The 24,842-nt window shown below is 61.5% G+C and carries 22 protein-coding genes; 14 read left to right on the forward strand and 8 right to left on the reverse strand.

Annotation, left to right across the window (positions count from 1 at the left end; translation table 11 throughout):
- Positions 1-131: 131 nt before the first annotated feature.
- From AC5ZG1_RS08320 to AC5ZG1_RS08345, 6 genes are all read left to right on the forward strand, one after another.
- Positions 132-1,358, forward strand: a complete 1,227-nt coding sequence (locus AC5ZG1_RS08320; protein ID WP_496132552.1) for an acyl-CoA dehydrogenase family protein — start codon at positions 132-134, stop codon at positions 1,356-1,358.
- Between the two features lie 10 nt (positions 1,359-1,368).
- Positions 1,369-1,917 carry a flavin reductase family protein gene (locus tag AC5ZG1_RS08325; RefSeq protein ID WP_496132553.1) on the forward strand — a complete coding sequence of 183 codons (549 nt, stop codon included), beginning with the start codon at positions 1,369-1,371 and terminating at the stop codon, positions 1,915-1,917.
- Positions 1,918-2,243: 326 nt separating this feature from the next.
- Positions 2,244-2,978 (forward strand): Crp/Fnr family transcriptional regulator, encoded by a 735-nt coding sequence (locus tag AC5ZG1_RS08330; protein WP_027582438.1) that lies wholly within the window; start codon positions 2,244-2,246, stop codon positions 2,976-2,978.
- 117 nt (positions 2,979-3,095) lie between these two features.
- Positions 3,096-3,365: a hypothetical protein gene (locus AC5ZG1_RS08335; protein WP_208824460.1), complete on the forward strand. Its 270-nt coding sequence runs from the start codon at positions 3,096-3,098 to the stop codon at positions 3,363-3,365.
- 98 nt (positions 3,366-3,463) lie between these two features.
- Positions 3,464-5,560 (forward strand): molybdopterin oxidoreductase family protein, encoded by a 2,097-nt coding sequence (locus AC5ZG1_RS08340; protein ID WP_496132554.1) that lies wholly within the window; start codon positions 3,464-3,466, stop codon positions 5,558-5,560.
- A gap of 68 nt (positions 5,561-5,628) precedes the next feature.
- Positions 5,629-6,411 (forward strand): enoyl-CoA hydratase/isomerase family protein, encoded by a 783-nt coding sequence (locus AC5ZG1_RS08345; protein ID WP_474418624.1) that lies wholly within the window; start codon positions 5,629-5,631, stop codon positions 6,409-6,411.
- 36 nt (positions 6,412-6,447) lie between these two features.
- Here the strand turns inward: AC5ZG1_RS08345 and AC5ZG1_RS08350 are convergent, their stop codons facing one another.
- Together AC5ZG1_RS08350 and AC5ZG1_RS08355 are read right to left on the reverse strand one after the other, a co-directional pair.
- The gene (locus AC5ZG1_RS08350) at positions 6,448-6,885 is read right to left on the reverse strand and encodes a GlcG/HbpS family heme-binding protein (protein WP_496132555.1); all 438 of its coding nucleotides are present in this window, start codon (positions 6,883-6,885) and stop codon (positions 6,448-6,450) included.
- Positions 6,878-9,877, reverse strand: a complete 3,000-nt coding sequence (locus AC5ZG1_RS08355) for an FAD-binding and (Fe-S)-binding domain-containing protein (protein ID WP_496132556.1) — start codon at positions 9,875-9,877, stop codon at positions 6,878-6,880. The genes AC5ZG1_RS08350 and AC5ZG1_RS08355 overlap by 8 nt, the downstream gene beginning before the upstream one ends.
- Before the next feature lie 178 nt (positions 9,878-10,055).
- Between AC5ZG1_RS08355 and AC5ZG1_RS08360 the strand changes: the two genes are divergently transcribed.
- The 3 genes from AC5ZG1_RS08360 (at position 10,056) to AC5ZG1_RS08370 (ending at position 13,302) form a co-directional block, all read left to right on the forward strand.
- Positions 10,056-11,255, forward strand: a complete 1,200-nt coding sequence (locus AC5ZG1_RS08360) for a pyridoxal-phosphate-dependent aminotransferase family protein (RefSeq protein WP_496132557.1) — start codon at positions 10,056-10,058, stop codon at positions 11,253-11,255.
- Positions 11,256-11,286: 31 nt separating this feature from the next.
- Complete coding sequence (locus AC5ZG1_RS08365; protein ID WP_130223594.1) at positions 11,287-12,084, forward strand: enoyl-CoA hydratase/isomerase family protein; 798 nt, start codon at positions 11,287-11,289, stop codon at positions 12,082-12,084.
- 276 nt (positions 12,085-12,360) lie between these two features.
- On the forward strand, positions 12,361-13,302 hold the full coding sequence (locus AC5ZG1_RS08370) for a Bug family tripartite tricarboxylate transporter substrate binding protein (RefSeq protein ID WP_051334756.1): 942 nt from the start codon (positions 12,361-12,363) through the stop codon (positions 13,300-13,302).
- A 31-nt stretch (positions 13,303-13,333) separates the two neighbouring features.
- Here the strand turns inward: AC5ZG1_RS08370 and AC5ZG1_RS08375 are convergent, their stop codons facing one another.
- Positions 13,334-13,975 carry a class II aldolase/adducin family protein gene (locus AC5ZG1_RS08375; RefSeq protein WP_496132558.1) on the reverse strand — a complete coding sequence of 214 codons (642 nt, stop codon included), beginning with the start codon at positions 13,973-13,975 and terminating at the stop codon, positions 13,334-13,336.
- A gap of 99 nt (positions 13,976-14,074) precedes the next feature.
- On the opposite strand from AC5ZG1_RS08375, the gene AC5ZG1_RS08380 reads away from it, so the two are divergent.
- The 4 genes from AC5ZG1_RS08380 (at position 14,075) to AC5ZG1_RS08395 (ending at position 18,190) form a co-directional block, all read left to right on the forward strand.
- Positions 14,075-14,950 (forward strand): S-methyl-5'-thioadenosine phosphorylase, encoded by an 876-nt coding sequence (locus AC5ZG1_RS08380; protein ID WP_496132559.1) that lies wholly within the window; start codon positions 14,075-14,077, stop codon positions 14,948-14,950.
- Complete coding sequence (gene mtnA, locus AC5ZG1_RS08385) at positions 14,947-16,044, forward strand: S-methyl-5-thioribose-1-phosphate isomerase (protein ID WP_496132560.1); 1,098 nt, start codon at positions 14,947-14,949, stop codon at positions 16,042-16,044. Before AC5ZG1_RS08380 ends, mtnA begins: the two co-directional genes overlap by 4 nt.
- 69 nt (positions 16,045-16,113) lie before the next feature.
- The gene (locus tag AC5ZG1_RS08390) at positions 16,114-16,656 is read left to right on the forward strand and encodes a tripartite tricarboxylate transporter TctB family protein (RefSeq protein ID WP_496132561.1); all 543 of its coding nucleotides are present in this window, start codon (positions 16,114-16,116) and stop codon (positions 16,654-16,656) included.
- A gap of 22 nt (positions 16,657-16,678) precedes the next feature.
- Positions 16,679-18,190: a tripartite tricarboxylate transporter permease gene (locus AC5ZG1_RS08395; RefSeq protein WP_496132562.1), complete on the forward strand. Its 1,512-nt coding sequence runs from the start codon at positions 16,679-16,681 to the stop codon at positions 18,188-18,190.
- A gap of 4 nt (positions 18,191-18,194) precedes the next feature.
- Here the strand turns inward: AC5ZG1_RS08395 and AC5ZG1_RS08400 are convergent, their stop codons facing one another.
- Positions 18,195-19,388 (reverse strand): CaiB/BaiF CoA transferase family protein, encoded by a 1,194-nt coding sequence (locus AC5ZG1_RS08400; RefSeq protein WP_496132563.1) that lies wholly within the window; start codon positions 19,386-19,388, stop codon positions 18,195-18,197.
- Between the two features lie 323 nt (positions 19,389-19,711).
- Between AC5ZG1_RS08400 and AC5ZG1_RS08405 the strand changes: the two genes are divergently transcribed.
- Positions 19,712-21,277 (forward strand): MATE family efflux transporter, encoded by a 1,566-nt coding sequence (locus AC5ZG1_RS08405; protein ID WP_496132564.1) that lies wholly within the window; start codon positions 19,712-19,714, stop codon positions 21,275-21,277.
- Positions 21,278-21,292: 15 nt separating this feature from the next.
- Here AC5ZG1_RS08405 and AC5ZG1_RS08410 read toward each other — a convergent pair whose 3' ends face one another.
- The 4 genes from AC5ZG1_RS08410 to AC5ZG1_RS08425 are packed head-to-tail and all read right to left on the reverse strand — an operon-like array spanning position 21,293 to position 24,841.
- Positions 21,293-22,588, reverse strand: coding sequence for a glycosyltransferase (locus AC5ZG1_RS08410; RefSeq protein WP_496132565.1), 1,296 nt, complete (start codon positions 22,586-22,588; stop codon positions 21,293-21,295).
- The gene (locus tag AC5ZG1_RS08415; RefSeq protein WP_496132566.1) at positions 22,507-23,280 is read right to left on the reverse strand and encodes a class I SAM-dependent DNA methyltransferase; all 774 of its coding nucleotides are present in this window, start codon (positions 23,278-23,280) and stop codon (positions 22,507-22,509) included. Before AC5ZG1_RS08415 ends, AC5ZG1_RS08410 begins: the two co-directional genes overlap by 82 nt.
- Entirely contained in the window at positions 23,277-24,398 is a 1,122-nt protein-coding gene (locus tag AC5ZG1_RS08420) for a DegT/DnrJ/EryC1/StrS family aminotransferase (protein WP_496132567.1), read from the reverse strand. The genes AC5ZG1_RS08415 and AC5ZG1_RS08420 overlap by 4 nt, the downstream gene beginning before the upstream one ends.
- A complete protein-coding gene (locus AC5ZG1_RS08425) occupies positions 24,395-24,841 on the reverse strand; it encodes a cupin domain-containing protein (protein ID WP_496132568.1) in 447 nt (148 codons plus the stop codon). The genes AC5ZG1_RS08420 and AC5ZG1_RS08425 overlap by 4 nt, the downstream gene beginning before the upstream one ends.
- Between the last annotated feature and the right edge of the window lies 1 nt (position 24,842).

Below are 24,842 nucleotides of genomic sequence, written 5' to 3' on the forward strand. Positions count from 1 at the left end.
ATTTTTGCTTCCAGGCGGCAACTCGTTCACGTCGGGATGCTGCGAGGAGTCTTGATCCGTGGTGTTCAAGCGATAAACTGCGAGCGGTCTTGGACACTTTGGGATCAGAAAGGCCGAGCGGGAAAACGCCAATGGCAACGGACGGCCACAGCCCCGGTGGAAGCTCGCCTATCGAGCGGCAAGCAGAAGATTATGTGGCCATGGTCGCGCGGGCCAGGGCACTCATTCCGGCACTTCGCGAGCGGGCGGCACGGACCGAGGAATTACGGCGCCTGCCGGCGGAGACCGAGTACGATCTGCATAACGCCGGCCTGTTCCGGATTCTGCAGCCGAGGCGCGTCGGCGGCGCGGAGCTCGACTATGTCGCGCTGATCGATTCTGCCGATGCGCTGGGGCAGGGCGATGCTTCTGTTGCGTGGAATTTCGCCAATCTTGCGAGCCACCACTGGATGCTTGGGATGTTCGATCCACAGGCTCAGGATGTGGTCTGGAGCAAGGAACCGAATACTCTGATTGCGTCCTCCTTCATATTCCCTGCCGGCCGGGCGCGGAAGGTCGATGGCGGCTACGTGTTGACCGGATGCTGGCCATTCTCGTCGGGCGTCGAATCCTGCGAATGGAATATGCTTGGCAGCGTGGTCTCCTCCGATGACGAGGCCGATGGAGTCGAATATCGGATATTCCTGCTCAATCGGCGGGACTACAGGATCAAGGATATCTGGAACGCGACCGGCCTGCGCGGGACCGGCTCGAATGAGGTCGAGGTCGAGGGAGCCTTTGTCGCAGATTCGATGTCGATCGCGGTGAGCGATCTCGCGGGTGGGCCGACGCCTGGCAGTTCGGTCAATCCGAACCCGCTCTACGCGCTGCCGGTCTTTGCGCTGTTTCCATATGTCTTGTCAGGCGTTGCCCTCGGCAATGCACAGGCATGTCTCGACGACTATGTCGGGATCGCCCGCCATCGCGTTTCGACCTCCAATCGCGCCAAGCTTGGCGACATGCAGAGCACACAGATCAAGATCGCGGAAGCTTCCGCCAAGATCGATGCGGCGCGCCTGATCATGCGAGCGAACTGCATCGGCGCGATGGCGAACGCACGGAGCGGCCATATCCCCGATATCGCCGCCAAGACCAGGCTGCGGCGCGACGGCGCTTTCTCAGTCAATCTCTGCAGCGAGGCGGTATCGCTGTTGTTCGCCGCAAGCGGGGCGCGCAGCCTTTTCACGTCAGGTACGTTGCAGCGGCAGTTCCGCGACGCCCATGCGGTCAATTCACACCTTGCCTTCAATTTCGATGCGGCGGGGACCAACTATGGACGCGTGGCGCTGGGCTTGCCGTCCGAAAATCTGACGCTCTGAGGTTCACCGGATGTCTGATGTACCCAAGCATCCGGCCGACCCGGCCAACGAATTTGCCAGCGGAAACTCGCCGATCGATCCACGGGATTTTCGGAATGCGCTGGGCACATTCGCGACCGGTGTCACGATCGTGACGGCGATGGCCGCGGACGGCGGGCCATATGGCGTCACCTGCAACTCCTTTGCGTCGGTATCGCTGAATCCGCCGTTGGTGTTGTGGAGCCTTGGCCTGTTCTCGCAGGGCCTGCCCATCTTCCAGAATGCGAGCCACTTCACGGTCAATGTGCTCGGCGCGTCCCAGCAGGCATTGGCGTCGCAATTTGCAAAATCCTCAAACGATAAATTCGCCGGGGTGAGCTGGACGCCTGGACTGGGGAATGCGCCCGTCATCGCCGACTGCGTCGCCAACTTTCAATGTCGTGCCGTCAATCGCTACTATGGCGGCGATCACGTCATATTCTTGGGTGCGGTTGAGGCCTATTCCTACAACCGACAGGAGCCCCTGCTGTTTGCGCGCGGGTCGTTCGGTCGCCTTCTCGCGGACGAGGGCGGCAAATAGACCCGGATTGCCGCGGGTGACGAGGCCGGGCGGCGCGGCAGCGCTCCAGCAAATTGGCGCAGTCACTTTGGAACGTGAAGCTGAAATTACTTAAGTTTGTCGTAGAGTTGTCGGATGTGTCGCACGTGCCGTCCAGGTGGCAGATGCAGGCGAGGGCTACTTGGGCGAGACAGGAGAGGGCTCCGGACGGCTGGCTTCCCACGTCAGGATCGGAGCGTTACACTCACATCAACGTATGAGGCCGCTTTCCAGTTGAAAAGCCGGTTTTGGTTGACTACGGAAGAACTACATCCCAGGCAGTCTTTGCTTTCGGAGTTGTAACGAGCGTGCCCCAGGATAAAACGGGCGAGACTCGCGGATTTTCGACCAGCAAATTGTCGGTTCTCCGCAAGCATCCATACTTTGTCGATCTCGAACCCGAGGCGTTCGAGCAGCTTTGCCGTTACGCCAAGCACACGACGCTGAAGCGCGGAGCTGCGATCTTCTCGAAGGGAGATCCGGGCACAAGCCTGTTTGCTGTCATATCGGGCACCGTCAAGATCAGCATCTCATCGCCCGACGGTCGCAACGCGATCCTGAACCTGATCGAGGCGGGAGAGATCTTCGGCGAGATCGCGGTGCTTGATTCAGGGTTGCGGACAGCCGACGCTACCGCGAACAGCAATTGCGAACTTTTCATCATCGATAAGCGCGAATTCATTCCCTTCGTCCGAAGCCAGCCGGCGCTTGCGATGAAGTTCATCGAACTCCTGTGCATACGGCTGCGCTGGACCAGCGATCAAGTCGAACAGGTCATCCTGCAAGACCTTCCAGGTCGGGTCGCCAGTGCTTTGCTTCGCCTTACCGAAAAGCACAAGCCTGAGCCGCAAGGTCGTGTCATTGCCATCACCCAGCAAGAGATCAGCGAGATGGTCGGCATGACCCGTGAAAGCATCAATAAGCAGCTCCGGGTTTGGGCCACGCGTGGCTGGGTGCGGCTCGAGCATGGTGCGATCGTGGTGCTGAAGCCGGAAGAACTACAGACCCTGGTCGATTCTGGATCGGAAAACGGCAGCGAATAGCACGCTCCGTGACATCTTTCACAACGCGGTGAGTTCGTCGGCCCTGTGAAGCTGCTCACAGGGTGGTGGCGCGCGTTGCGGTAACCCCACGTCAGGGACCGCAATGTGGAGAGATCCATGCACGACTCATTCGACCAGCCCCCTGACGACGACCAGAACATCTATCAAAGCTGGAGCATCAAGCTCATTGCTTTGCCGTTGCTCATCGTCATCGCCCTGATCGGCATGGTGGTTAGTCATCCGTCGGCTATGAATTGGGTTTCGGACACGGCGCAGGCCGAGCCTGTCGGCCCAGACTTCGTCGGCCCAGACATCATACCGGACGCTCCCCGACCGACACGACTTGCTCTCCCGGCGAGTCGAATCCGCACGCTCCCCGGCGATTGATGTCGCTGCTTGGCGGAACCCGGCTTATGCCCTGTTTCGCACGCAAATTCCCGACAATCCCCCTCGGCGGCGCTGGAATTTGATGTTACCTATTTGGCATGAACGAGCGCGCCAAAATCGACATTCGCCATTCAACCTGTCCGCACGATTGTCCGTCGGCCTGTGCGCTCGACATCGAAGTGATCGAGGGCCGCTCGATTGGACGGGTCCGCGGCTCAAAGTTGCAGACCTATACAGCAGGTGTCGTCTGCGCCAAGGTTGCGCGTTATGCCGAGCGTATCCATCATCCCGAGCGGCTCCTCTACCCGATGCGGCGAACCGGGCCGAAGGGCTCCGGCCAGTTTGACCGCATTTCCTGGGACGAGGCGTTAGACGAGATCGTCGCGCGCTTCGATGCGGCCGAACGCGAATTCGGGGCCGAGTCGATCTGGCCCTACTACTACGCCGGCACCATGGGGCTCGTGATGCGCGACGGCATCAATCGCCTGGCGCATGTCAAGAAATACTCCCGCTTCTATTCCACGATTTGCGCGAATATCGCGCGCGTCGGATTTTCGGTTGGCACCGGCAAGATCGCCGGCGTTGATCCGCGTGAAATGGGCGTCTCCGACCTCGTCGTGATCTGGGGAACCAACCCGGTGAACACCCAGGTCAACGTCATGACGCACGCGATGCGCGCTCGGAAGGAGCGAGGCGCCAAGATTGCCGCGATCGATATCTACAACAATGACACGGTGAAACAGGCTGACGTGAAGATCATCCTGCGGCCCGGCACCGACGCTGCCTTCGCCTGCGGCGTCATGCATGTGCTGTTTCGCGAAGGCTACGCAGATCGCGCCTACATGGATCGCTATACGGATTGCCCGGATGAACTGGAAGCACATCTCGCCACCAGGACGCCCGAATGGGCTTCCTCGATATCAGGCGTGCCGGTGGAGGAGATCGAGGCTTTCGCCCGCCTGGTCGGCCAAACCGAACGCTCGTTCTTCCGCCTGGGCTACGGCTTCACACGAAGCCGAAATGGTGCGGCGCAAATGCACGCGGCGCTCTGCATTCCGGCGGTGACTGGCGCCTGGCAATATGAAGGCGGCGGCGCATTTTTCAACAATGCCGCGATCTGGAAATTCAACGAATCCGTCATCGAGGGACATGATGCGATCGACCGCACCACGCGTTGGCTCGATCAATCGAGGATTGGACGTATCCTGACCGGCGACGCCGAGGCCTTGAAGGGCGGACCGCCGGTCAAGGCGATGCTGATCCAGAACACCAATCCGGTGACGGTGGCGCCAGAGCAGACCTTGGTGCGCGAAGGGTTTGCTCGGGAGGACCTGTTCGTGGCGGTCCATGAGCAGTTCATGACCGAGACCGCAGCCATGGCCGATATCGTCCTGCCCGCGACGATGTTCATGGAGCACGACGATCTCTATTACGGCGGCGGTCACCAGCACATTTCAGTTGGGCCCAAGCTGATCGAGCCTCCGGCCGAATGCCGCAGCAATCATCAAGTGATTCAGGCGCTCGGGCGCCGCCTCAATGCAGTCCATCCCGGCTTTGAGATGTCACCGCGTGAATTGATCGACGTGACGCTGAAGAAGAGCGGTCATGGCGATATCGAGAGGCTTGAGGCGGATTTGTGGCGTGACATCCAGCCAGATTTCCGTAGCTCGCACTACCTCGACGGCTTTGCACATGCGGACAAGAAGTTCCACTTCAAGGCCGATTGGGCTCATCCGCCTTTCGGGATCGCCGGTCTGGGGCCGTGGGATCAGATGCCGTCGCTACCCGACCATTGGACCATCATTGAGGAGGCCGACGAGCAGCACCCGTTCCGGCTGGCGACCTCGCCGTCACGGAGCTATCTCAACACCAGCTTCAATGAGACGCCGGGATCCCAGGCACGCGAGGGTAAGCCGACGGTGATGATCCATCCGGACGACGCGGCGGCCCTTTCGATTGCCGACGGCGATGCGGTGACGCTCGGCAACATGCGCGGCGAAACGACGCTAACGGCAAAGCTGTTCGACGGCGTGCGTCGCGGCGTGCTGATCGCCGAATCCATCCACCCAAATAAGGCCCATATCGGTGGCCGCGGCATCAATACGCTGACGGGCGCCGAGACGGTCGCCCCTGTCGGCGGCGCCGCGTTCCACGACAACAAGGTTTGGGTCCGTAAGGCTCGGGTCTCAGCCTAAATCGCTCTTGCAGTCGGCCGCCACCTGCCGCAAATGGTTGCCGGAAACGGCAAGAACAGGCGGGCAAGATGACCGAGAGCAGCAGCGTGATCCTGGAGAAGCGAGGCCAGGCGTTCTGGATCACGATCAACCGGCCGGACAAGCGCAATGCGCTCAACGGTGACGTGATCGCGGGCATCGCAAGAGGTTATCGCGACGCTCATGATGACAGCGAGGTCCGCGTCATCGTGCTGACAGGGGCGGGCGACAAGGCCTTTTGCGCCGGAGCCGACCTGCAGAACAGCGGCGCTGCCTTCGCGATGGACTATTCCAAGCCGAATGTCGATTACGCTGATCTGTTACGACTCTCGCAAAACTCGACCAAACCCGCGATCGCGCGCGTAGGCGGGGTGTGCATGGCCGGCGGCATGGGCCTGCTATGTATGACCGATATGGCCGTGGCCGCCGATCACGTGATCTTCGGCCTTCCGGAGGTCAAGGTCGGCGTCTTCCCGATGCAGGTGATGAGCCTTTTGCAGTCGATGGCGCCGCCTCGCCTGGTCAACGAATGGGCGCTGACCGGCGAGCCCTTTGACGCCAAGGCCGCGCAGGCCGCAGGGCTGCTGAATTATGTGGTGCCGGCGGCCGAGCTGGACGCGAAGGTCGAATGGTTGATCAACCGCATCGTCGACAAGTCGCCGACCGCAATCCGGCGCGGCAAATATGCCATGCGCGCGATAGCCTCGATGTCGTTCGACGAGAGCATCGCCTATACCGAGAGCCAGATCGCGTTGTTGGCGATGACCGAGGACGCCAAGGAAGGCCTCAAAGCGTTCAGCGAGAAGCGCAAACCATCCTGGCCCGGGCGATAAGGCCGGTCCAGGATAAGGAAATCTGCCTCGTCGCGCCTACTGCGACTGACCCGGATTCGCCTTGAGGCCGGCTGCTTCGATGCCCGCGATCGCGCAGATCTCATCGTTATCCGAAGTATCGCCGCTGACGCCAACGGCACCAAGCAGCGTGGTGCCATCCAGAACGAGTACGCCGCCGGGCACCGGTACCAGGCGGCCCTGCGCCAGCGCATTCACCGCGCCGATGAAATAGGCCTGCTCCTGCGCGCGCTGAAACAATGCCCGTGATCCCATGCCGAGCGCCAGCGCGCCATAGGCTTTCCCATGCGCGATCTCGGCGCGCATCAGGCTGGTCCCATCCTGCGCGGCGGTCAGTTTGACCGCGCCGCGCGCGTCGAGGATGGTGATGACAAGGGGCTTGAGCTTTTTCTCGACGGCCGTAGCAAGCGCGGCGTCGAGGATCTTTCGGGCAACATCAAGCGTAAGCTCAGTCATGGAGGGGTTCCTTTACGGGAGTGGAGTGACCTTCGGATTTCGCGCGATCCAGGCTCATGGCCAGCACACGTGCGACATGGAGCGGAGAACGTGCAGTGCCATCCTTGATCTGGTGTCGGCACGAGGTGCCGTCAGCAACAATCAGCGTCGTGTTGTCGGCGCGGCGCACTGCGGGAAGGAGAGAGAGTTCAGCCATATCGATCGAGGCCTGGTAGGTGTCAGCGCCGTAGCCGAACGCGCCGGCCATGCCACAACAGCTCGACTCGATGCTTTCGACAGTCAGGTCCGGGACAAGGCGCAGCACTTTTTCGACAGGCTTGAACGCGCCGAATGATTTCTGGTGACAATGGCCGTGGACCAGGGCCTTGTTGGCGATGGCGCCAAGCGGCAGCCGCAAGCGGCCAGCCTCCGCTTCGCGCACCAAGAACTCCTCAAAGAGCAGCGCATGGGCGCTGATGTTTCTTGCGATTTCGTCGGAACGCAATGAGAGCAGTTCGTCGCGCAGGGTCAAAAGGCAGCTCGGTTCTAGGCCGACGATCGGCACGCCGCGCGCTGCGAAAGGCGCGTAGGTGGCGACCAACCGGTCCAATTCGGTGCGAGCCTGATCCACCATGCCAGCCGAGAGGAATGTGCGTCCGCAGCAAAGCGGCCGGGCGCGATCGATGGGCTGCGGGAGATGAACGCGGTAGCCGCCCTCCACGAGTACACGCAGCGCGGCATCGAGGTTCTCGCGCTCATAGGTGCGGTTGAAGGTGTCGGCGAACAGAACCACTTCATGGCCCTGTTCCGGACCAAAGACTTCCGCGTCCGTCTTGAAGACATCGCGCCGGAATGCCGGCAGCGATCGTTTCGAACTGATGCCCGTGAACCTTTCGAACAGCGCTCGTAACGATCTACTGCTGTTGCGCCAATTGGCTAATGGCGCAAAGCGCGACGCAAGACCCGCATAACGGGGCAAATAGCCAACCAGCCGGTCGCGGAGCGAGAGCCCGTGCTTCGCCGCTCGCGCAGCCAATACCTCGATCTTCATCTTGGCCATGTCGACCCCAGTCGGACACTCATGACGACAGGCCTTGCATGAGACGCAGAGCTTTAGCGTCTCCATCATCTCGTCCGACGAAAGCGCGTCGGGTCCCAACTGCCCAGATATGGCCAGCCGCAACGTGTTGGCGCGTCCGCGCGTAACGTCCTTCTCGTTGCGTGTCGCGCGATAGGACGGGCACATCACGCCGCCCTCAAGCTTCCGGCAAGCGCCGTTATTGTTGCACATTTCGACGGCACCTTGGAAACCGCCGCCGGCGCCCGGATATGCCGACCAGTCGAGTACGGTCTTCAGTTCGTTGACCTTGTATTGCGGCGAGTAGCGAAACAACGAACGGTCATCCATCCTTGGTGGATCGACGATCTTGCCGGGGTTCAGCACACCGTTCGGATCGAACCGATGTTTGATCTCCCTGAAGTCGGCGACAATGCGCGAGCCGAACATCGTCTCGTGAAATTCCGACCGCACCAGGCCGTCGCCATGCTCGCCGGAATGCGAGCCCTTGTATTCGCGCACCAGGGCAAACGCCTCTTCGGCGATGGCGCGCATCGCCTTGACGTCCTTTTCGAGCTTGAGGTTAAGCACGGGGCGGACATGCAGACAGCCTTCGGAGGCGTGAGCGTACATCGTGCCGCTGGTGCCGTGCCTGGCGAACACGGCGTTGAGCCGGTCGGTGTATTCAGCGAGATGCGGCAACGGCACCGCGCAATCCTCGACGAAGGAGACCGGCTTGCCTTCCTGCTTCATCGACATCATGACGTTGAGCCCGGCGGCACGGAAGTCGGCGATAGCGCTTTGCAGGGCGGGTTCGACGATCTCGACCACGCCACCCCATTTGCGCGGCGGCTTGTCCCAGCCGAAGCCGAGATCTCCCATCAACTCGCCCAGTTGCTTCAGCCGCGTGAGATTTTCAGCCTGATCCTCCTCAGCGAATTCCACCACCAGGATCGCATCGGGATCGCCGCGCACGGCGGAGGCGATGACCGGTTTGAACATCGCGATATCCCGGCCGAGCGCGATCATGGTGCGATCGACCAGTTCGACTGCGATCGGCCGCAGCTTGACCAGATGCTGGGCTGCGTCCATCGCCTCGTAGAAGCTGCCGAAATGACAGACGCCTAGCACCTTGTTGCGGATCGTCGGCCACAGCTTGAGCTCGACTTTGGTGGTGAAGGCGAGGGTACCCTCGGATCCCACCAGCAAATGCGCCAAGTTGTTCGGCGCATTGCGCGGCACCAGCGCATCGAGATTATAACCGCCGACCCGGCGCTGCACTTTCGGGAATTTGTCTGCGATTTCGGCTGCCTCACGCTCGCCGAGATCGAGCATGTCCCGGAAGAGTGTCAGCCCGCTGTCCGGTGAATTCACCTGCGCGAGATCGCGCGGCACTTCGCTGAAATGCAGGAGCGTGCCGTCGGCAAGCGCGGCATCCATCGACAGCGTATTGTCGCGCATGGTGCCGTAGCGCAGCGAGCGCCCGCCGCAGGAATTGTTGCCGGCCATGCCACCAATGGTGGCGCGTGAGGCGGTGGAGACGTCGACCGGAAACCACAGCCCATGCTTTCTGAGCTGGCGGTTGAGATCGTCGAGCACGATGCCCGGCTCGACCACGCAGGTCCGGTTCTCCACATCCAACGATAGGATTTTATTCAGGTGCCGCGAGAAATCGATCACAACGCCGTGGTTAACGGTTTGGCCGCATTGCGAGGTGCCGCCTCCACGGGGAGTCACGATCCGGCCGGCGTCGCGCGCGATCGTCAGCGCCCGCAGCGCCTCGTCCATAGTTCGGGGAACCACCACGCCCTCGGGCACGATCTGGTAGAACGAGGCATCGGTCGCGTAACGTCCGCGGCTGAAGGCGTCGAAAAGCACATCGCCTGTGATCTCGCGGGCCAAGCTCTTAGCGAGCGCGCTGCTGTCGGCCGTTTTTTGGGTCTGTTCGGCTCTCATTGCCGCCGCCGGTCGGTTCTCGTGCATTGCACCATTCTCTTGCCTTCCAAGGACCGGCTTGGCAAGGCAAAGCCCTGCTTCTTATGCATTGATGGGCACCGTTGGGCGAGGGACAAGCCCGCAAAATGGTGATATTCGAGCGGCTCGCGACGCCAAGCTAGACCGGGAAGGACGCCTCATGACCCTGCATACTGGACGGCATTTTCTGCAGATTCCGGGACCGACTAACGTGCCGGATCGGGTTCTGCGCGCCATGGACATGCCGACCCTGGACCACCGCGGTCCCGAATTTGCGGAGCTCGGCCATGCGGTGCTGGCGGCCATGCAACGGGTATTCCGGACCAAGCAGCCGGTGATCATCTATCCGTCCTCGGGGACGGGCGCCTGGGAGGCCGCGATCGTCAACACGCTCGCCCCCGGTGACAAGGTGTTGATGTGCGAGACTGGCCAGTTCGCCGTGTTGTGGCGCGGCATTGCCGACAAGTTCAAGCTCGACATCGACTTCGTTCCCGGTGACTGGCGCCACGGGGCCGATCTTGAGCAGATCGACGCGCGGCTATCCGCCGACCGCCAGCACAAGATCAAGGCCGTCATGATCGTCCACAACGAGACCTCCACCGGGTGCGTGACGTACCCCCTCGAGGTTCGCAAGATTATGGATCGGATCAACCATCCGGCGCTCTTGATGGTCGACACCATCTCCGGCCTCGGTTCGCTTGAATATGAACATGACGCCTGGGGCGTTGACGTCTCGGTCGCGGGTTCCCAGAAGGGATTGATGCTGCCGCCGGGCCTTGGCTTCAACGCCGTTTCGGAGAAGGCGCTGGCGGTGGCCAAGGCCAACCCTGCGATGCGGTCCTACTGGGACTGGCAGGAGGTGATCGCCATCAACAAGGTGGGCACTTGGCCCTATACGCCGGCGACTAATTTGCTGATGGGCCTGAGAGAGGCCGTGAAGATGCTGGAAGAGGAGGGCCTCGAAAATGTCTTCGCCCGCCACAAGCGCCACAGCGCGGCAACGCGCGCGGCGATGAAGGTGTGGGGGCTGGAGACCCAGTGCCAGGATCCCCAAGCGCATTCGCCGGCCCTGACCGGTGTGGTGATGCCGGAAGGCCATGACGCCGACAATTTCCGCAAGGTGGTGCTGGAAAACTTCGACATGTCGCTCGGGACCGGCCTGAACAATATCAAAGGCAAGGTTTTCCGGATCGGCCATATCGGGCACTTCAATGACCTGATGCTGATGGGCACGCTGTCGGGCGTCGAGATGGGGCTGGACCTGGCCAAGGTGCCGCACCGGAGCGGTGGAGTGTTGGCGGCGATGGAGGTGCTCAAGGGGCGCGACGTCTTGCCGATGCCGAAGGCCGCGGTCGCCTGAGCCGGTCCGACAACGAGAGAAAGAGGTCGCCATGAACGCCCCAGTCACTCCCAGCGAAGACCTGATCTATTCCGTCGAGGAGGGGATCGCCAAGATCATTTTCAACCGGCCGCAGGCGCGTAACGCGCTGACCTTCGCGATGTACGAGCAGATGGCCTCGATCTGCGAGAGCATCAACGAGGACCGCTCGATCAAGGCGCTGATCCTGACCGGTGCCGGTGACAAGGCTTTTGCCTCCGGTACCGACATCTCGCAATTCCGCGCCTTCAAGACCGCGCAGGACGCACTTGACTATGAAGCGCGGATCGACCGTGTGCTCGGCGCTCTCGAGCAGTGCCGGGTGCCTGTCATTGCGGCGATTGCCGGAGCCTGCACGGGCGGCGGCGCCGGGATCGCAGCCTGCTGCGACATCCGGATCGGTACCGAAGCGACGCGGATCGGATTTCCAATCGCACGTACGCTCGGTAATTGCCTCTCGATGTCGAATATTTCGCGCATCGTCGCGCTGGTCGGTCCGGCGCGCACCAAGGATATGATTTTCAAGGCTCGCCTGGTCGAGGCGCCGGAAGCGCTGGCGCTCGGCTTGCTCAATGAAGTCGTGCCCGACGTCGCGACCTTGCAGCGCCGCGCCGACGAGACCGCAAAGCTCATTGCGAGCCACGCGCCGATCACGCTCGAAGTGACGAAGGAGGCGGTGCGTCGCATCCGCCGCACGCTGTCGCGTGATGAGGGCGAGGATCTGATCCTGCGCGCCTATATGAGTGAGGATTTTCGAGAGGGCATGGACGCCTTCCTCAACAAGCGCACGCCGAACTGGAAGGGCAAGTAGGTATCATCGTCTTTTCTGCGGCCGACGCTGGGCAGACGTGCCGCGAGAGCGGTGTGCGCTGGGCGGGCCTGCGGAGAGGACCGATTCCTCGCGCGGCGCTTACAATCTCATTCCAAAGTCAGTAGCAATCTGGCGGTTCGCGGCTTGAACTTCGCGTTCCCAGTCCGCACAATGGCGTGCGCAGGCATGCCCCTGATGTGCCAGATCCAAATAAAGACATAGGGAAGAGACGTGAGACATTTTGCAGGAGCCGCGACCGCTTTGGCGGCCGTTCTTATGACCGCGCCGGCACTTGCCGCTTGGGAGCCGACCAAACCCGTCGAGATCGTCGTCGCTGCCGGAGCCGGCGGCGCCTCCGACCAGATGGCGCGCATGATGCAGGCAGCGATCCAGAAGAACAATCTGATGAAGCAGCCGATGGTGGTTTCGCTCAAGGGCGGCGCATCGGGTGCCGAAGCGCTAATGTATATGAAATCGAGCGAGGGTGATCCAAACAAGGTGCTGATCGCCTATTCCCTGATTTACATGCTGCCGCTGTCGGCGAAAATTCCGTTCAACTGGCGTGACCTCACTCCGGTATCGGTGGTCGCAATGGATCAGTTCGTTTTGTGGGACAACGCATCGGGTCCCAAGACAGTGAAGGAGTTCATTGCGGCAGCGAAGGCTGCATCCTCGCCGTTCAAGATGGGCGGCACCGGCTCCAAGCGCGAGGATCACGTGCTCACCGTGTTCATGGAGCAGAAGACCGGCGCGAAATTCTCCTATCTGCCCTACAAGTCTGGCGGAGAGGCGGCGACGCAATTGGTCGGGAATCACACCGAAGCCAACGTCAACAATCCATCTGAGAATCTGGAAGTCTGGCGCGCCGGCCAGGTGCGCGCGCTTTGTGTGTTCGACAAGGAGCGCATCTCCTACAAGACCAAGGTCACCGAAACGCAATCCTGGAACGACATCCCGACCTGCAAGGAAGAGGGGCTCGACGTCCAATACCTGATGCTGCGGGCGATGTTCCTGCCGGGCAAAGTCACGGCCGAGCAGCAGGCATTCTATGTCGACCTGTTTCAGAAAGTAACGCAAACGCCGGAATATAAGGATTATATGGAAAAGCAGGCGCTGAAGCCGATCTTCCTCACCGGCAAGGACATGGTGCAGTTCCTGGAGGAAGACGACAAGCTCAACGCTTCGCTGATGAACGAAGCGGGCTTCGTCGCCAAGTAACGCGTCACGGCAGCAGTCGGATTCCCCGGTCTCATTTATCCGCGTGGCCGTAACCGGCCATGCGGACACGCACATTTTCGATCTCTTCGGTCGGCAGCTGACGCGGCTTCCCGATCTGCAGACAGCCGTGGTACTGCCGCGCCAGCGTTTCGACCTCGACCGCCAGCCACATGGCCTTTGCCAGCGATGGCCCGACGGCGATCATGCCGTGATGTTCGAGGAGGCAGGCCAGCCTTCCATCGAGCGCCTTGACCGCATGCGCCGAAAGTTCCTGCGTTCCGAATGTGGCGTAGGGCGCACAGCGGATCGTGTCGCCGCCGGCGCACGCGACCATGTAGTGGATCGGCGGGATCTCCAGACCCATGATGGCGAGGATCGTGCAATAGGTCGGGTGGGCGTGAACCACGGCGTTCACGTCCGGGCGAGCGCGCAGGATGTCCAGGTGGAAGCGCCATTCGCTCGATGGCCGCTGCGCCGGATCAAATGAGCCGTCGAGACCCATATAGACGATCTGCTCGGGCCGCATCGTCTCATAGGAGACGCTGGTCGGAGTGATCAGCAGGCCGGCCTCATGCCGCAGGCTGATGTTGCCCGAAGTGCCCTGGTTGATGCCGAGCGCATTCATGCGCAGGCAGGCATCGATGATGGATTGGCGTTTTTCCTTGTCGTTCATGGTTAACCTACCAAACGCCGTTTACGGCCCTCGAGAATGCTTGATTATTGCGTCGCAGTATAGTCGAACGTTACTTCGAAAGTCTGATCGGGAGAGGCCATGACCAGCGCCGTGCTAGGCATTATCGGCGGATCCGGCATCTATGACTTGCCGGGTCTTGAAAACGTCCGCGAGGAGGCGATCAGGAGCCCCTGGGGCGAGCCCTCCGCGCCGCTCCGCTTTGGCACCATTGCCGGCCTGCCGATCGTGTTCCTGCCGCGGCACGACAAGGGGCACCGCCTGTCCCCGTCCGACATCAACTACCGGGCCAATATCGATGTGCTGAAGCGGGCGGGGGTTACCGACTTGGTGTCGCTGTCGGCCTGCGGCTCGTTCAAGGAGGAACTGCCGCCTGGTACTTTCGTGATTATCGATCAGTTCGTGGACCGCACCTACAAGCGCGAAAGCTCGTTCTTCGGCAGAGGTTGCGTCGCTCATGTCTCGATGGCGCATCCGGTGTCGCCGCGCTTGCGCATTCATCTGGCGACCGCCGCAGACGCCGAAGGTATTCCCTTCGCGAGGGGCGGCACTTATCTCTGCATGGAAGGTCCGCAGTTCTCTAGCCTTGCCGAAAGTCTGACGTACAAGGAACTCGGCTACTCGGTGATCGGCATGACCAACATGCCTGAGGCGAAGCTCGCTCGCGAAGCCGAGATTTGCTACGCGAGCGTCGCGATGGTGACCGACTTCGATTGCTGGCATCCGGATCACGATGCGGTGACCGTGCAGGACATCATTCGCGTGCTTAATTCGAATGCCGAGAAGGCCAAGGCGCTGGTGGCGCGGCTGGCAAAGGATTTCCCGCGCGAGCACGAGCCGTGCCCGATCGGCTCCGATCGCGCGCTTGAGACCGCGCTGATCACGGCGCCCGAGGCGCGCGATCCGGAACTGCTCAGGAAACTCGACGCGGTAGCAGCGCGGATCCTGCGTTCATGAAAGTCGATGGCCGGCATTTCCGCAGCATTTGGCTCGACCCCGACGGCTGGTCCGTCGGGGCTATCGATCAGCGGTGGCTGCCGCATGAGTTTGTCATCGCGAGCCTGACGAGTGCGGAGGAGGCTGCGGACGCAATCCAAGCCATGCTAGTCCGCGGTGCGCCGCTTATCGGTGCTACCGCCGCTTACGGCATGGCGTTGGCCATGCACGCTGATCCGTCCGACGTGGCGCTCGATCGCGCATACAAGCTGCTGATCGCGACCCGGCCGACGGCCATCAATCTGAAATGGGCGCTCGACGAGATGGCGGCTGTGCTTCGTCCGCTGGCGCCCTCCGTGCGCAGGGAGGCAGCATATAAGCGTGCCGGCGAGATCGCCGATGAGGACGTCGGGATCAACCAGGCGATCGGCAGCCACGGCCTCGAAGTCATCGAGGCGATCGCTGCCAAGAAAGCCGGCGGCACCATCAACATTTTGACGCACTGCAACGCGGGCTGGCTGGCTACCGTCGATTGGGGGACGGCGACGGCACCGATCTACCGGGCTCATGACATGGGACTCAGCGTTCATGTCTGGGTCGACGAAACGCGTCCGCGCAATCAGGGGGCCTCACTCACCGCCTGGGAACTCGGCCACCATGGCGTCCCACACACCATCATCCCCGACAACACGGGGGGTCATCTGATGCAGCACGGCATGGTCGATCTGGCGATCGTTGGAACCGACCGGGTCGCAGCCAATGGCGATGTCTGCAACAAGATCGGTACCTACCTGAAGGCGCTCGCCGCGCGCGACAACAGCGTGCCATTCTATGTTGCACTGCCGTCGCCGACTATCGACTTTAGTATCAATGATGGCCGGGAAATTCCGATCGAACAGCGTGCAGCAAGCGAAGTGACGCATATGAGTGGGCGTACGGCGGATGGACGAATTGAGATGGTGCGTGTGGTCCCCGAGGGCTCGCCGATCGCTAATTACGGCTTTGACGTCACGCCGGCGCGCCTGGTGACTGGTTTGATCACCGAACGCGGCGTGGTCCGGCCCGATCATGCTGCACTTGCGAGCGCGTTCCCGGAGCGGACCGGCAGGCGTTGAGCGCTAGATTGACGCCGGTTGCGGCAGCACGTATCCACGCTGGAGCGCCTGTCCGAACCGTCTGCCTCCATGTCCAACACCGATATCGAAATCGTCGTCGACGATCCGACTGCGCCGGAAGCTAATTCACCCGCGGTGACCAGCAATCGCGTCGTGGACGCTGTCGTGTCGCTCGTGTTGCTCGCGCTTGCCGTCACGCTCGGATGGGATAATTGGCGCACGGGCGCGGCCTGGGATGCGACCGGCCCCGAGCCGGGCTACTTCCCGTTCTACCTTTCGATCGTTCTTGGCGGCGCCAGCCTCTACGGGCTGTCTGCAGCGATCTTCTCGCGCAAGGAAGCTTCCGAGATCTTTGTGACACGGGCACAGCTTCGCCGGGTCATGGCGGTGTTCGTGCCGACGGTCTTGTTCTGTCTCGCCACGCAATTCCTTGGGCTCTATGTTGCGAGCTTCCTCTTGATCGCTGGCTTCATGCGCTTTGTCGGCAAGATCGCGGCGTGGAAGTCTCTGCTCACCGCTTTCATCTTCACCGCCGCGATGTTCGTGACGTTTGACATCGCCTTCGACGTCATCATGCCGAAGGGACCGCTCGAAGCGGCCCTTGGCTACTAATCGATCGGCGGGACTTTCAGTCATGGAAGCTTTTGGCCTGCTCCTTCACGGCTTCGTCGTTCTCCTCACCTGGAAAACGCTGTTACTGATGATGGTCGGGCTCGTGCTCGGCATTTTCGTCGGCGTACTGCCGGGGCTTGGTGGGCCGAATGGCGTGGCGATCCTGTTGCCGTTGACGTTCACGATGGACCCGACCTCGGCCATCGTGATGCTATCCTGCATCTACTGGGGGGCACTGTTCGGCGGCGCCATTACCTCGATTCTGTTCAATATTCCCGGCGAAGCTTGGTCTGTTGCGACCACGTTTGACGGCTATCCGATGGCGCAGCAGGGCAGGGCGGCGGAAGCGCTGACGGCTGCTTTCACCTCGTCCTTCATCGGCTCGCTGGTCGCGGTGCTCCTGATCACATTCCTGGCGCCGATGATCTCGTCATTCGCGCTGAAGTTCGGGCCGCCGGAATTCTTCGCGGTCTATCTACTGACCTTCTGCTCCTTCGTCGGTCTTGGCCGCGAGGCCAAGCACAAGACCGTCATCTCGATGTCACTTGGTCTTCTGCTTGCCGGCGTCGGCATGGACACCGTGTCCGGCCAGCTCCGCATGACCTTTGGCTCTACTGAGCTGCTCCGCGGCATCAACTTCCTGGTCGCGGTCATCGGCCTGTTCGGCATCAGCGAAATCCTGCTGACAATGGAAGAGCGTCTGGCGCTGCGCGGCCATGCTGCCGGCATCAGCCTGCACGTGGTGCTGTCGGTCTGGAAAGATTTACCGAAATACTGGGTGACGCTGGTGCGTTCATCCTTCATCGGTTGCTGGCTTGGAATCACGCCGGGCGGCGCGATCGCCGCCTCGTTCATGGGCTACAATCTCGCCAAACGCTTTGCCAAGGACCAGGACAGTTTTGGCAAAGGCCGTATCGAGGGCGTATTTGCGCCGGAGACGGCGGCGCATGCGTCCGGCACGTCAGCGCTGCTTCCGATGCTTGCGCTCGGAATTCCCGGATCTGGAACCGCCGCCATCCTGCTCGGCGGCTTGATGGTATGGGGACTTAATCCTGGGCCGCTCTTGTTCGTCGAGCACAAGGATTTCGTTTGGGGCCTGATTGCCTCGATGTATCTCGCCAACGTCGTTGGCCTGGTCCTGGTGCTGACGACAGTGCCGATCTTCGCCTCGATCCTGCGCGTGCCGTTTGCGGCGGTTGCACCGATGATCGTGGTGTCCTGTGCGATCGGCGCTTACGCGATCCAGAATGCGATGTTCGATATCTGGCTGATGCTGGGCTTTGGCGTGGTCGGTTACGTCTTCAAGAAGATCGGCATTCCCTTGGCGCCGTTTACGCTCGCGCTTGTGCTCGGCAACCGTGCGGAGGATGCGTTCCGGCTATCGATGATCGGCTCCGGCGGCGATATGAAGGTGTTCTGGTCGAACGGGCTTGTCGGTTCGATCACGACGCTCGCAATCGTCCTGTTGTTCTGGCCCTTGATCGACAAGGCGCTTAGCGGCGCCACTCGCCGGCTGCGGCCGGCGAAGGCGTAAAGCCTCACACGACTTTGCGCTGCCTGAGTTCGGCGATCTCATCCTTGCTGAAGCCGAACTCCGCCAGCACTTCATCGGTCTGCTCGCCGAATTCCGGTGGGCGCGCCGCCATCGTGCTTGGCGTCCGCGACAGCGTCACCGGCTGGCCCACCAGTCGGATGTGGCGGTTCTCTGTGTTCGGCACGTCCTGGGCGATGCCGAGATATTTCACTTGCGCATCCTCGAACATCTGGTCGATGGAATAGATCGGGCCGCAGGGCACGCCGGCTGCGTTCAGCTCGTTGACCCAGGTCTCAGTGGATTTCTTATGCGTCAGCTCGTTGATCCTCGCATTGAGCGCGTCGCGGTTCTTGGAGCGTGCCGGAGCCGTGGCATAGTCGGGATCGCTGATGAGTTCGGGCGCCCCGATCGCCTGTGCGCAGCGTTCCCAGATGCGTCCGCCTGTCGTGGCGATGTTGATGTAACCATCCGACGTCTTGAACACGCCGGTGGGGATCGACGTCGGGTGGTTGTTCCCGGCCTGCTGCGCCACTTCCTTTTCCATCAGCCAGCGCGCGGCCTGGAAATCCAGCATGAAGATCTGCGCCTGCAACAGCGAGGTTTGTACCCATTGACCCTCACCCGATACGTCGCGTTCCAGGAGCGCCGTGAGGATGCCGATCGCACAGAACAGGCCGGCGGCAAGGTCGGCAACGGGAATACCGACCCGCATTGGGCCGCCGCCGGGCGCGCCGGTCACTGACATCAATCCGCCCATGCCCTGCGCGATCTGATCGAACCCCGGGCGTTTATGGTAGGGCCCGTCCTGGCCGAAGCCGGAGATGCTGCCATAGACAATGCGCGGATTGATCTGGCGGAGACTCTCGTAGTCGATGCCGAGTTTGGCTTTGACATCAGGCCGGAAATTCTCAACCACAACGTCAGCCTGTTCGGCTAGCCGCTTGAATACTTCGAGGCCTTTCGGATCCTTGAGATTGAGCGTCATCGCGCGCTTGTTGCGGTGCAGGTTCTGGAAGTCCGAGCCATGCCGTGGGCCGCCCGGTTGCTCGCCGCCGGCGTCCTCCGTCAATGCATCGATCTTGATGACATTGGCACCCCAGTCCGCGAGCTGCCGCACACAGGTGGGGCCGGAGCGGACGCGGGTGAGGTCGAGAACTGTGAATCGGGACAGGGCTTGCGATGCATGCGGGACGGGCATTACGAGGAGCTCCGGATAGAACGGCGGCGCTACAATAGCGCCGGACAACCTCCCGGCAAGGTCTGCCTCCCGCCAGCAACGGCATGGCGGACTTGATGTTTTGAGTGGCTTGGCGGGGATCGTAAGGGAAGGCGGCCGGGATTTGCTTTAGGGACACCCCGCAAGGCCGGGTGCGCTTTTCATATTCGGGTGGCTGCTCCGCGCCAGTGGCCTCTGTGGTCCATGAGAGGCCGCTAGCCGCATGTTTTGGCACGAGGGCCAAGTATCGACATCCCATCGGGTTGCTGCTAGCCCCCCTCTGTACGCCAAAGGGGTCCCCGGACTTGATCGAAGAGCCAAACGCGCGCGGCAGAGAGAACGTCCCCGCGGGCATTTCGCCCCCGACCCGGGCACGACGGCTGCTTGCGGGTTGGTCCGCCAGCATTTTCCAGATGGTGCTCGGGATCATCCAGCAGGTCGCGCTGGTTCCTGTCTTTCTGCATTTCTGGAACGGCGAGGAGCTGGCCGCCTGGTTTGTCATCTATGCGATCGGCAATCTTGTGCTGGTTGCTGATGCCGGCCTGCAGCTTCGTGCCATCAATCGCTTCTTCTCATTCAAGTCCAGCGTTGATTGCGACGGCCGCACCACGACATTCTATGCTGCGATAATGCGGCTCTACCTCTGGCTTAGCGTCGTGCTCGTCGGTCTGGTGCTGGCAGCGGCGCTGGCTGTTTCGCCGTCCACGGTGTTCCGGTTCGAGGCGATCGAGAATTTCGATGCTGCCTTTGTGGCGATGACGGCGGGCATGCTGCTCACGCTTCCGGCGGGTCTGGTGTCGGCACTCTATCGGGCGCGGGGCCTGTACGGCCGCGCTGTCTGGTTGCAGAGCTTCGGAACGCTGATCGGACAGGTCGCGCAGTTGGTTGCTATTGTCGTGACAGCGAGCTTGTTTGCCGTCACGTTCGCCTATGTCGCGATGCAGATATTGATTGCGGTCTATCTGATCACCATCGATGCGCCGCGCTTGCATCCATTCCTGCGCAAGGCGCGGGGCAGGCGTCCCATGCGCTGGATGGTCGGTCAGCTACGCAAGGCGGCGCCGTTCGGAATCGCTGGCGCGACCGAGCTGGCGCTGATGAACCTCCCGGTGCTCCTAGTCAGCGCGCTGGTAGCCGATCGCGTCGCTGTCGCACAATGGGGATTGATCCGCGTTGCGGCTGGGCTATTGCGGGCGCTCTGCCTGCAGGTAACTCTTCCGCTGGCTGCTGAACTCGGCCACGACTATGCTGTTGGTGCGACCGAACGGTTGCGCGCGCTCTATGCCCGCGGTTCGGTATTTGTGGCGGTGCTCGCCAGTGCGGTCGTGTCGGGACTGTTGCCGTTCTGGCCTGATTTCTTCGTGCTCTGGACCCGCGGCGCCATTCCCTACGATCCGTTGCTGGCAAAGACGATGCTGATCGGCACCAGCGTGGCCGCGCCCGCGATCTTGGCGTTAAGCTATGCCAATTACAGCAACCGGGCCGATCTTCTCGTACGCAGCAAGGGGCTGCAGATCATTGTCTTTCTCGTGCTATCGCTGCTGCTGATCCCTCAACTGGGCCCGCTCGGCGCGGCGGCCGCGATCGTGGCGAGCGATCTGCTGGTTCAGTTCGGTCTGTTGACGCTTGTCATCATGCGTCAAACGCTCATGCATCCGTTCCGTCACCTGGCGTTTCTGGCGGGGGTAATGGGTGCGACGATAATCGCAGGCTGGGGGTTGGGAATTATGATCCGCTCCATGATATCCTGGACCGGCATGCAGGGCTTCTTCGCGGAATGTGCGATCTGGCTGGTGGTTGCAGGAGTGGCGGCGATCCCGTTGCTGATCGGAAATATCCGCGAAAAGATAATCGCGACGATACCCCGATAGGATCGTCCGCGGTCCTCAATAGATCCGAGGGTAGCGGCGGTACCGCAGTCTCAGAAGGTGCTGCGCGAACTCGCGATGTCCGTCGTCAATCTGGCGCGCAAAATATTCGAGCCTCTCTTTGCCCGCTGTGGCGAGCCGGGCACGTTCCTCGGGTAGGCTGACCTTGACGATGGCTTCCGCCAGCGAAGCGGGATTGTCGTAGTCGAACAGGATGGCGGCATCGCCGGCTTGCGCCTTGAAGGCTTCGGGATAGATCACGGGCGTACCGACCGACCAGGCTTCGAGCGGCGGCAGATTGGTCGGACCGAAGTAGCTTGCCATCACTAGCGCCCCTGCGTTGCGATAGAGCGGGCCGAGTTCGATAGAGGGAACAAAGCCGAGGATACGCACGCGGTCGCCAAGGCCGAGTTGCGCGGCTAAGGCTTCGATTGCGCTACGCGAACCGCGATCCGATCCACATAGCACCAGCGTTGTCTGTACCCCGTGCTTCTGCAGCAAACTCATCGCCAGCAGGATGGTTGCGTGATTTTTATGAGACCAGAACTGGGCGGGGTAGAAGAGATAGCCGGGCTCGAGCCCGTACTTGCGCAGGATCGCGCCGTCCGCATCCGTTTGCTCGCCAGCCTCACTCGACCGTGTCACATAAGGCGATGGCGAAAACGGGATACAAACCGCACGATCCTGTTCCATCGCATAGCGACGGCATAGCGCATCAATCACCTCTTTGGCATTGGCGACGACCAAAGCTGCCTTGGTGCTGGCGCTGCGAAAGACGATTTCGCGGCGTTCGAACTCGGCGAATTCGCGCGCCTCGTCGAATTCCGGCGAATCGCGGTGGCAACCGTCGAATATCGTGACGATGAAAGGCAGCTTGTAGAGCACAAGTTGCCAGTTCGACGTCGTCAGGAAATAGACGATGTCGACCTGCTCCCGGATCAGCCGCTTTTCAAAGGGCGGACACAGATGCAACGCGTACTGCAGGAGGTCGAACCATCCGCAGTATTTCAGGAACAGGAACAACCGGTCGAACCAGCCAATCCGCAACAGCTTGGCCTCGATGCCGAGTTCAGCCAGGATGGCGATATTGTTCGGCTGAGTAGTGAAGACGGTCACACCAATGTCGGCCGTCTTCGCCCAGCCGCGCAGCCATGTGATATCGCTAAGCCCTTGCTGGAAGCCGCCGCCAACCTCGAGCGGCAACTCCAGCACGACGCCAACGTGAAACTGCCTCACGGTTGAACCGTCTTTTTTCTGGCGATAGAATAAGCTGCCCAGTCTCGCGAGTTCGGCGGGCTGGTCGTCGACAGCCACGCATAGTGACCGATTGGTTCGAAACCGGTCGCGCCGAGAAGCGCCTCGACCTCGAACGGAAACCAGTAGCGGAGGTGGTGTGCTTCGTCGATCCGATGGATCGTCGATTGCGCAATGTCCTCGCAGAACAGCGTGTAGTTGACCTGAACGGTCGCGCTGGCCTCGTTATGGTTGGATTGGGCGATCCGGGTGACGCGCAGTGGCGCGCGTTCAACGACCTTGACACGGGTTTCAACGCCTTGCGCGAGTACGGCGCCGCCATACCAATAGTCGAACAGGAGAATACCGCCCGGCTTGAGTGCGATGGCCGCACTCGCCAGCATGTTCTGAAGTCTTCCCCGGCTGGTCTGGTAGCTTGCCACATGGAACAGGGCGACCGCGGCGTCGAAATCCCGCTCCGGGCCGGATTCACAGACGTCCCCCTGCCGGAATCGAACGTGTTCCGAACCGCCTCCCGTGCGCGCCTCGGCCCGGCGGATCATGTCTGCGCTGATGTCGACCCCGGTGACTGTCCATCCCATGCGCGCGAATTCATGGGCGTGTGCGCCGGTGCCGCAACCGAGATCGAGCAACGTACCGGGCGTAGCGCCATGACGACGGAGTTGCACGTCCACAAAGGATGCTTCCGCGGCATAATCCTTGTCCTGATAGAGGAGGTCATACCACGGCGCGTAGCGTTCGAAGGCGCTCAAGCAAGGATCTCCTTCAGCGCCTGTGCGGATCGCACGATCTGGTCGTCCGTCAATCCAAGGCCGCTCGGGAGATAGAAGCCGCGGCGCGCGATCCGCTCCGCGTGAGGATGCGAGTCGCTCGCGAACAGGCCGGCTCTGCGCAGGACGGGCTGTTCATGCATGCACCAAAAGAAGGGACGGGTGCCGATGCCCTTGCCGGCAAGCCGGCGCATCGCTTCCTTGGCGTCGAACTCGACCGCGTCTTTCAGGACGACGCCGTACACCCAATAGACGTTGTCAGCGTAATTGGTGCGGGGGACAGGGCGCTGGATCAGATCGACCGCTTCCAGGAGCTCGTCATAGCGTCGGCCGGTCCGGCGCTTGATATCGATCATCTCGCCCAGCCGTTCGGTCTGGGCGACGCCGAGCGCGGCCTGCAGGTTGGTCATGCGCGCGTTCCATCCAAGCTCTTCATGGACGAAACGCTGCTCGGGCTTGAAGCAGAGGTTGCGGAGGCTGCGCAGCCGGTCGGCGAGTTGCGCGTCATCGGTCAGGATCATGCCGCCTTCGCCCGTCGTGACGTGCTTGTTCGGATAGAAGCTGAACGTGCTCGCGTCTCCAAAGCTGCCGCAGGGCTGGCCGCGATAAGTCTGGCCGTGCATCTCGGCAGCGTCCTCGATCACGCGAAGGTCATGCTTGCGCGCAAGTTCAAGGATCGGGTCGAGGTCGACCGGCAGGCCGTAGATGTGCACCACCATGATTGCGCGGGTTTTCGGGGTGATCGCTGCTTCTACTGCGTCCGCGGTCATATTCCAGGTGTTCGGATCGCAGTCGACCACGACGGGAACAAGTCCGGCGCGGATCACCGCGGATGCGCAACTGATGATCGTAAACGTCGGGATGATGACTTCGCTGCCCGGCTCGAGCGAAAGCGCGTGAACGGCAATATCGAGCGCAACGGATCCGTTGGTGACGGCAATGCCGTGGCGCCGTCCCGCGATCTGCGCCATCGCCGCCTCAAACCGCGGAATGAATGGGCCTTCCGAAGATATCCATCCGGTGCGAACGCACTCGGCCAGATATTCAGCTTCGTTTCCGTTCAGGAGCGGCGTGTTGACTGGAACGAAATCCTGCGTCACGCAATCGGACCCTTGATCCGCCTCACGGCCGCTGGCGCCTCGGGAAAGCGCGTTTTGTCACCTTCGCCCGCGTATGGGCCCTGCTTGATTTCAATCATCTCAAGCGGTTCCAGCACCTCGAATCCGTGGGCGCCGCTGCACAGAAGAATGACGTCTCCGGCCGCGAGCACGCGGCTCTCCAGATATTCTTCGGCCTCCGTGTAGAAGTCGACCTGCAGCTTGCCTTTCTGGATCACCAGCACTTCCTGGGTGTAGTGAACCTCGCGCGTCACCTTGTTGTGCCGATGCGGCGCGATGCTCTTGCCCTGGGGGTGGCTCATATAGGCAAGCTGCTGCGACAATTCGGGTGTGGAGAAAAACGTGATCCCCGGTTCCCGAAAGGAGGCGCGAACGATGATCGCGTAGAGCTGATCGTTAAAGCGACAGTGTTCGACGCTATCCATC

This window comes from Bradyrhizobium sp. Leo78, assembly GCF_059512425.1.

What these genes read in the sequence shown, in the direction of transcription:
- AC5ZG1_RS08355 (WP_496132556.1), bottom strand. Translation starts at nt 9,877, where the DNA reads ATGAGAGCCGAACAGACCCAAAAAACGGCCGACAGCAGCGCGCTCGCT.
- AC5ZG1_RS08370 (WP_051334756.1), top strand. Translation starts at nt 12,361, where the DNA reads ATGACCGCGCCGGCACTTGCCGCTTGGGAGCCGACCAAACCCGTCGAG.
- AC5ZG1_RS08320 (WP_496132552.1), top strand. Translation starts at nt 132, where the DNA reads ATGGCAACGGACGGCCACAGCCCCGGTGGAAGCTCGCCTATCGAGCGG.
- AC5ZG1_RS08350 (WP_496132555.1), bottom strand. Translation starts at nt 6,885, where the DNA reads ATGACTGAGCTTACGCTTGATGTTGCCCGAAAGATCCTCGACGCCGCG.
- AC5ZG1_RS08340 (WP_496132554.1), top strand. Translation starts at nt 3,464, where the DNA reads ATGAACGAGCGCGCCAAAATCGACATTCGCCATTCAACCTGTCCGCAC.
- AC5ZG1_RS08335 (WP_208824460.1), top strand. Translation starts at nt 3,096, where the DNA reads ATGCACGACTCATTCGACCAGCCCCCTGACGACGACCAGAACATCTAT.
- AC5ZG1_RS08365 (WP_130223594.1), top strand. Translation starts at nt 11,287, where the DNA reads ATGAACGCCCCAGTCACTCCCAGCGAAGACCTGATCTATTCCGTCGAG.
- AC5ZG1_RS08345 (WP_474418624.1), top strand. Translation starts at nt 5,629, where the DNA reads ATGACCGAGAGCAGCAGCGTGATCCTGGAGAAGCGAGGCCAGGCGTTC.
- AC5ZG1_RS08375 (WP_496132558.1), bottom strand. Translation starts at nt 13,975, where the DNA reads ATGAACGACAAGGAAAAACGCCAATCCATCATCGATGCCTGCCTGCGC.
- AC5ZG1_RS08400 (WP_496132563.1), bottom strand. Translation starts at nt 19,388, where the DNA reads ATGCCCGTCCCGCATGCATCGCAAGCCCTGTCCCGATTCACAGTTCTC.
- AC5ZG1_RS08425 (WP_496132568.1), bottom strand. Translation starts at nt 24,841, where the DNA reads ATGGATAGCGTCGAACACTGTCGCTTTAACGATCAGCTCTACGCGATC.
- AC5ZG1_RS08380 (WP_496132559.1), top strand. Translation starts at nt 14,075, where the DNA reads ATGACCAGCGCCGTGCTAGGCATTATCGGCGGATCCGGCATCTATGAC.
- AC5ZG1_RS08395 (WP_496132562.1), top strand. Translation starts at nt 16,679, where the DNA reads ATGGAAGCTTTTGGCCTGCTCCTTCACGGCTTCGTCGTTCTCCTCACC.
- mtnA (WP_496132560.1), top strand. Translation starts at nt 14,947, where the DNA reads ATGAAAGTCGATGGCCGGCATTTCCGCAGCATTTGGCTCGACCCCGAC.
- AC5ZG1_RS08390 (WP_496132561.1), top strand. Translation starts at nt 16,114, where the DNA reads ATGTCCAACACCGATATCGAAATCGTCGTCGACGATCCGACTGCGCCG.
- AC5ZG1_RS08360 (WP_496132557.1), top strand. Translation starts at nt 10,056, where the DNA reads ATGACCCTGCATACTGGACGGCATTTTCTGCAGATTCCGGGACCGACT.
- AC5ZG1_RS08325 (WP_496132553.1), top strand. Translation starts at nt 1,369, where the DNA reads ATGTCTGATGTACCCAAGCATCCGGCCGACCCGGCCAACGAATTTGCC.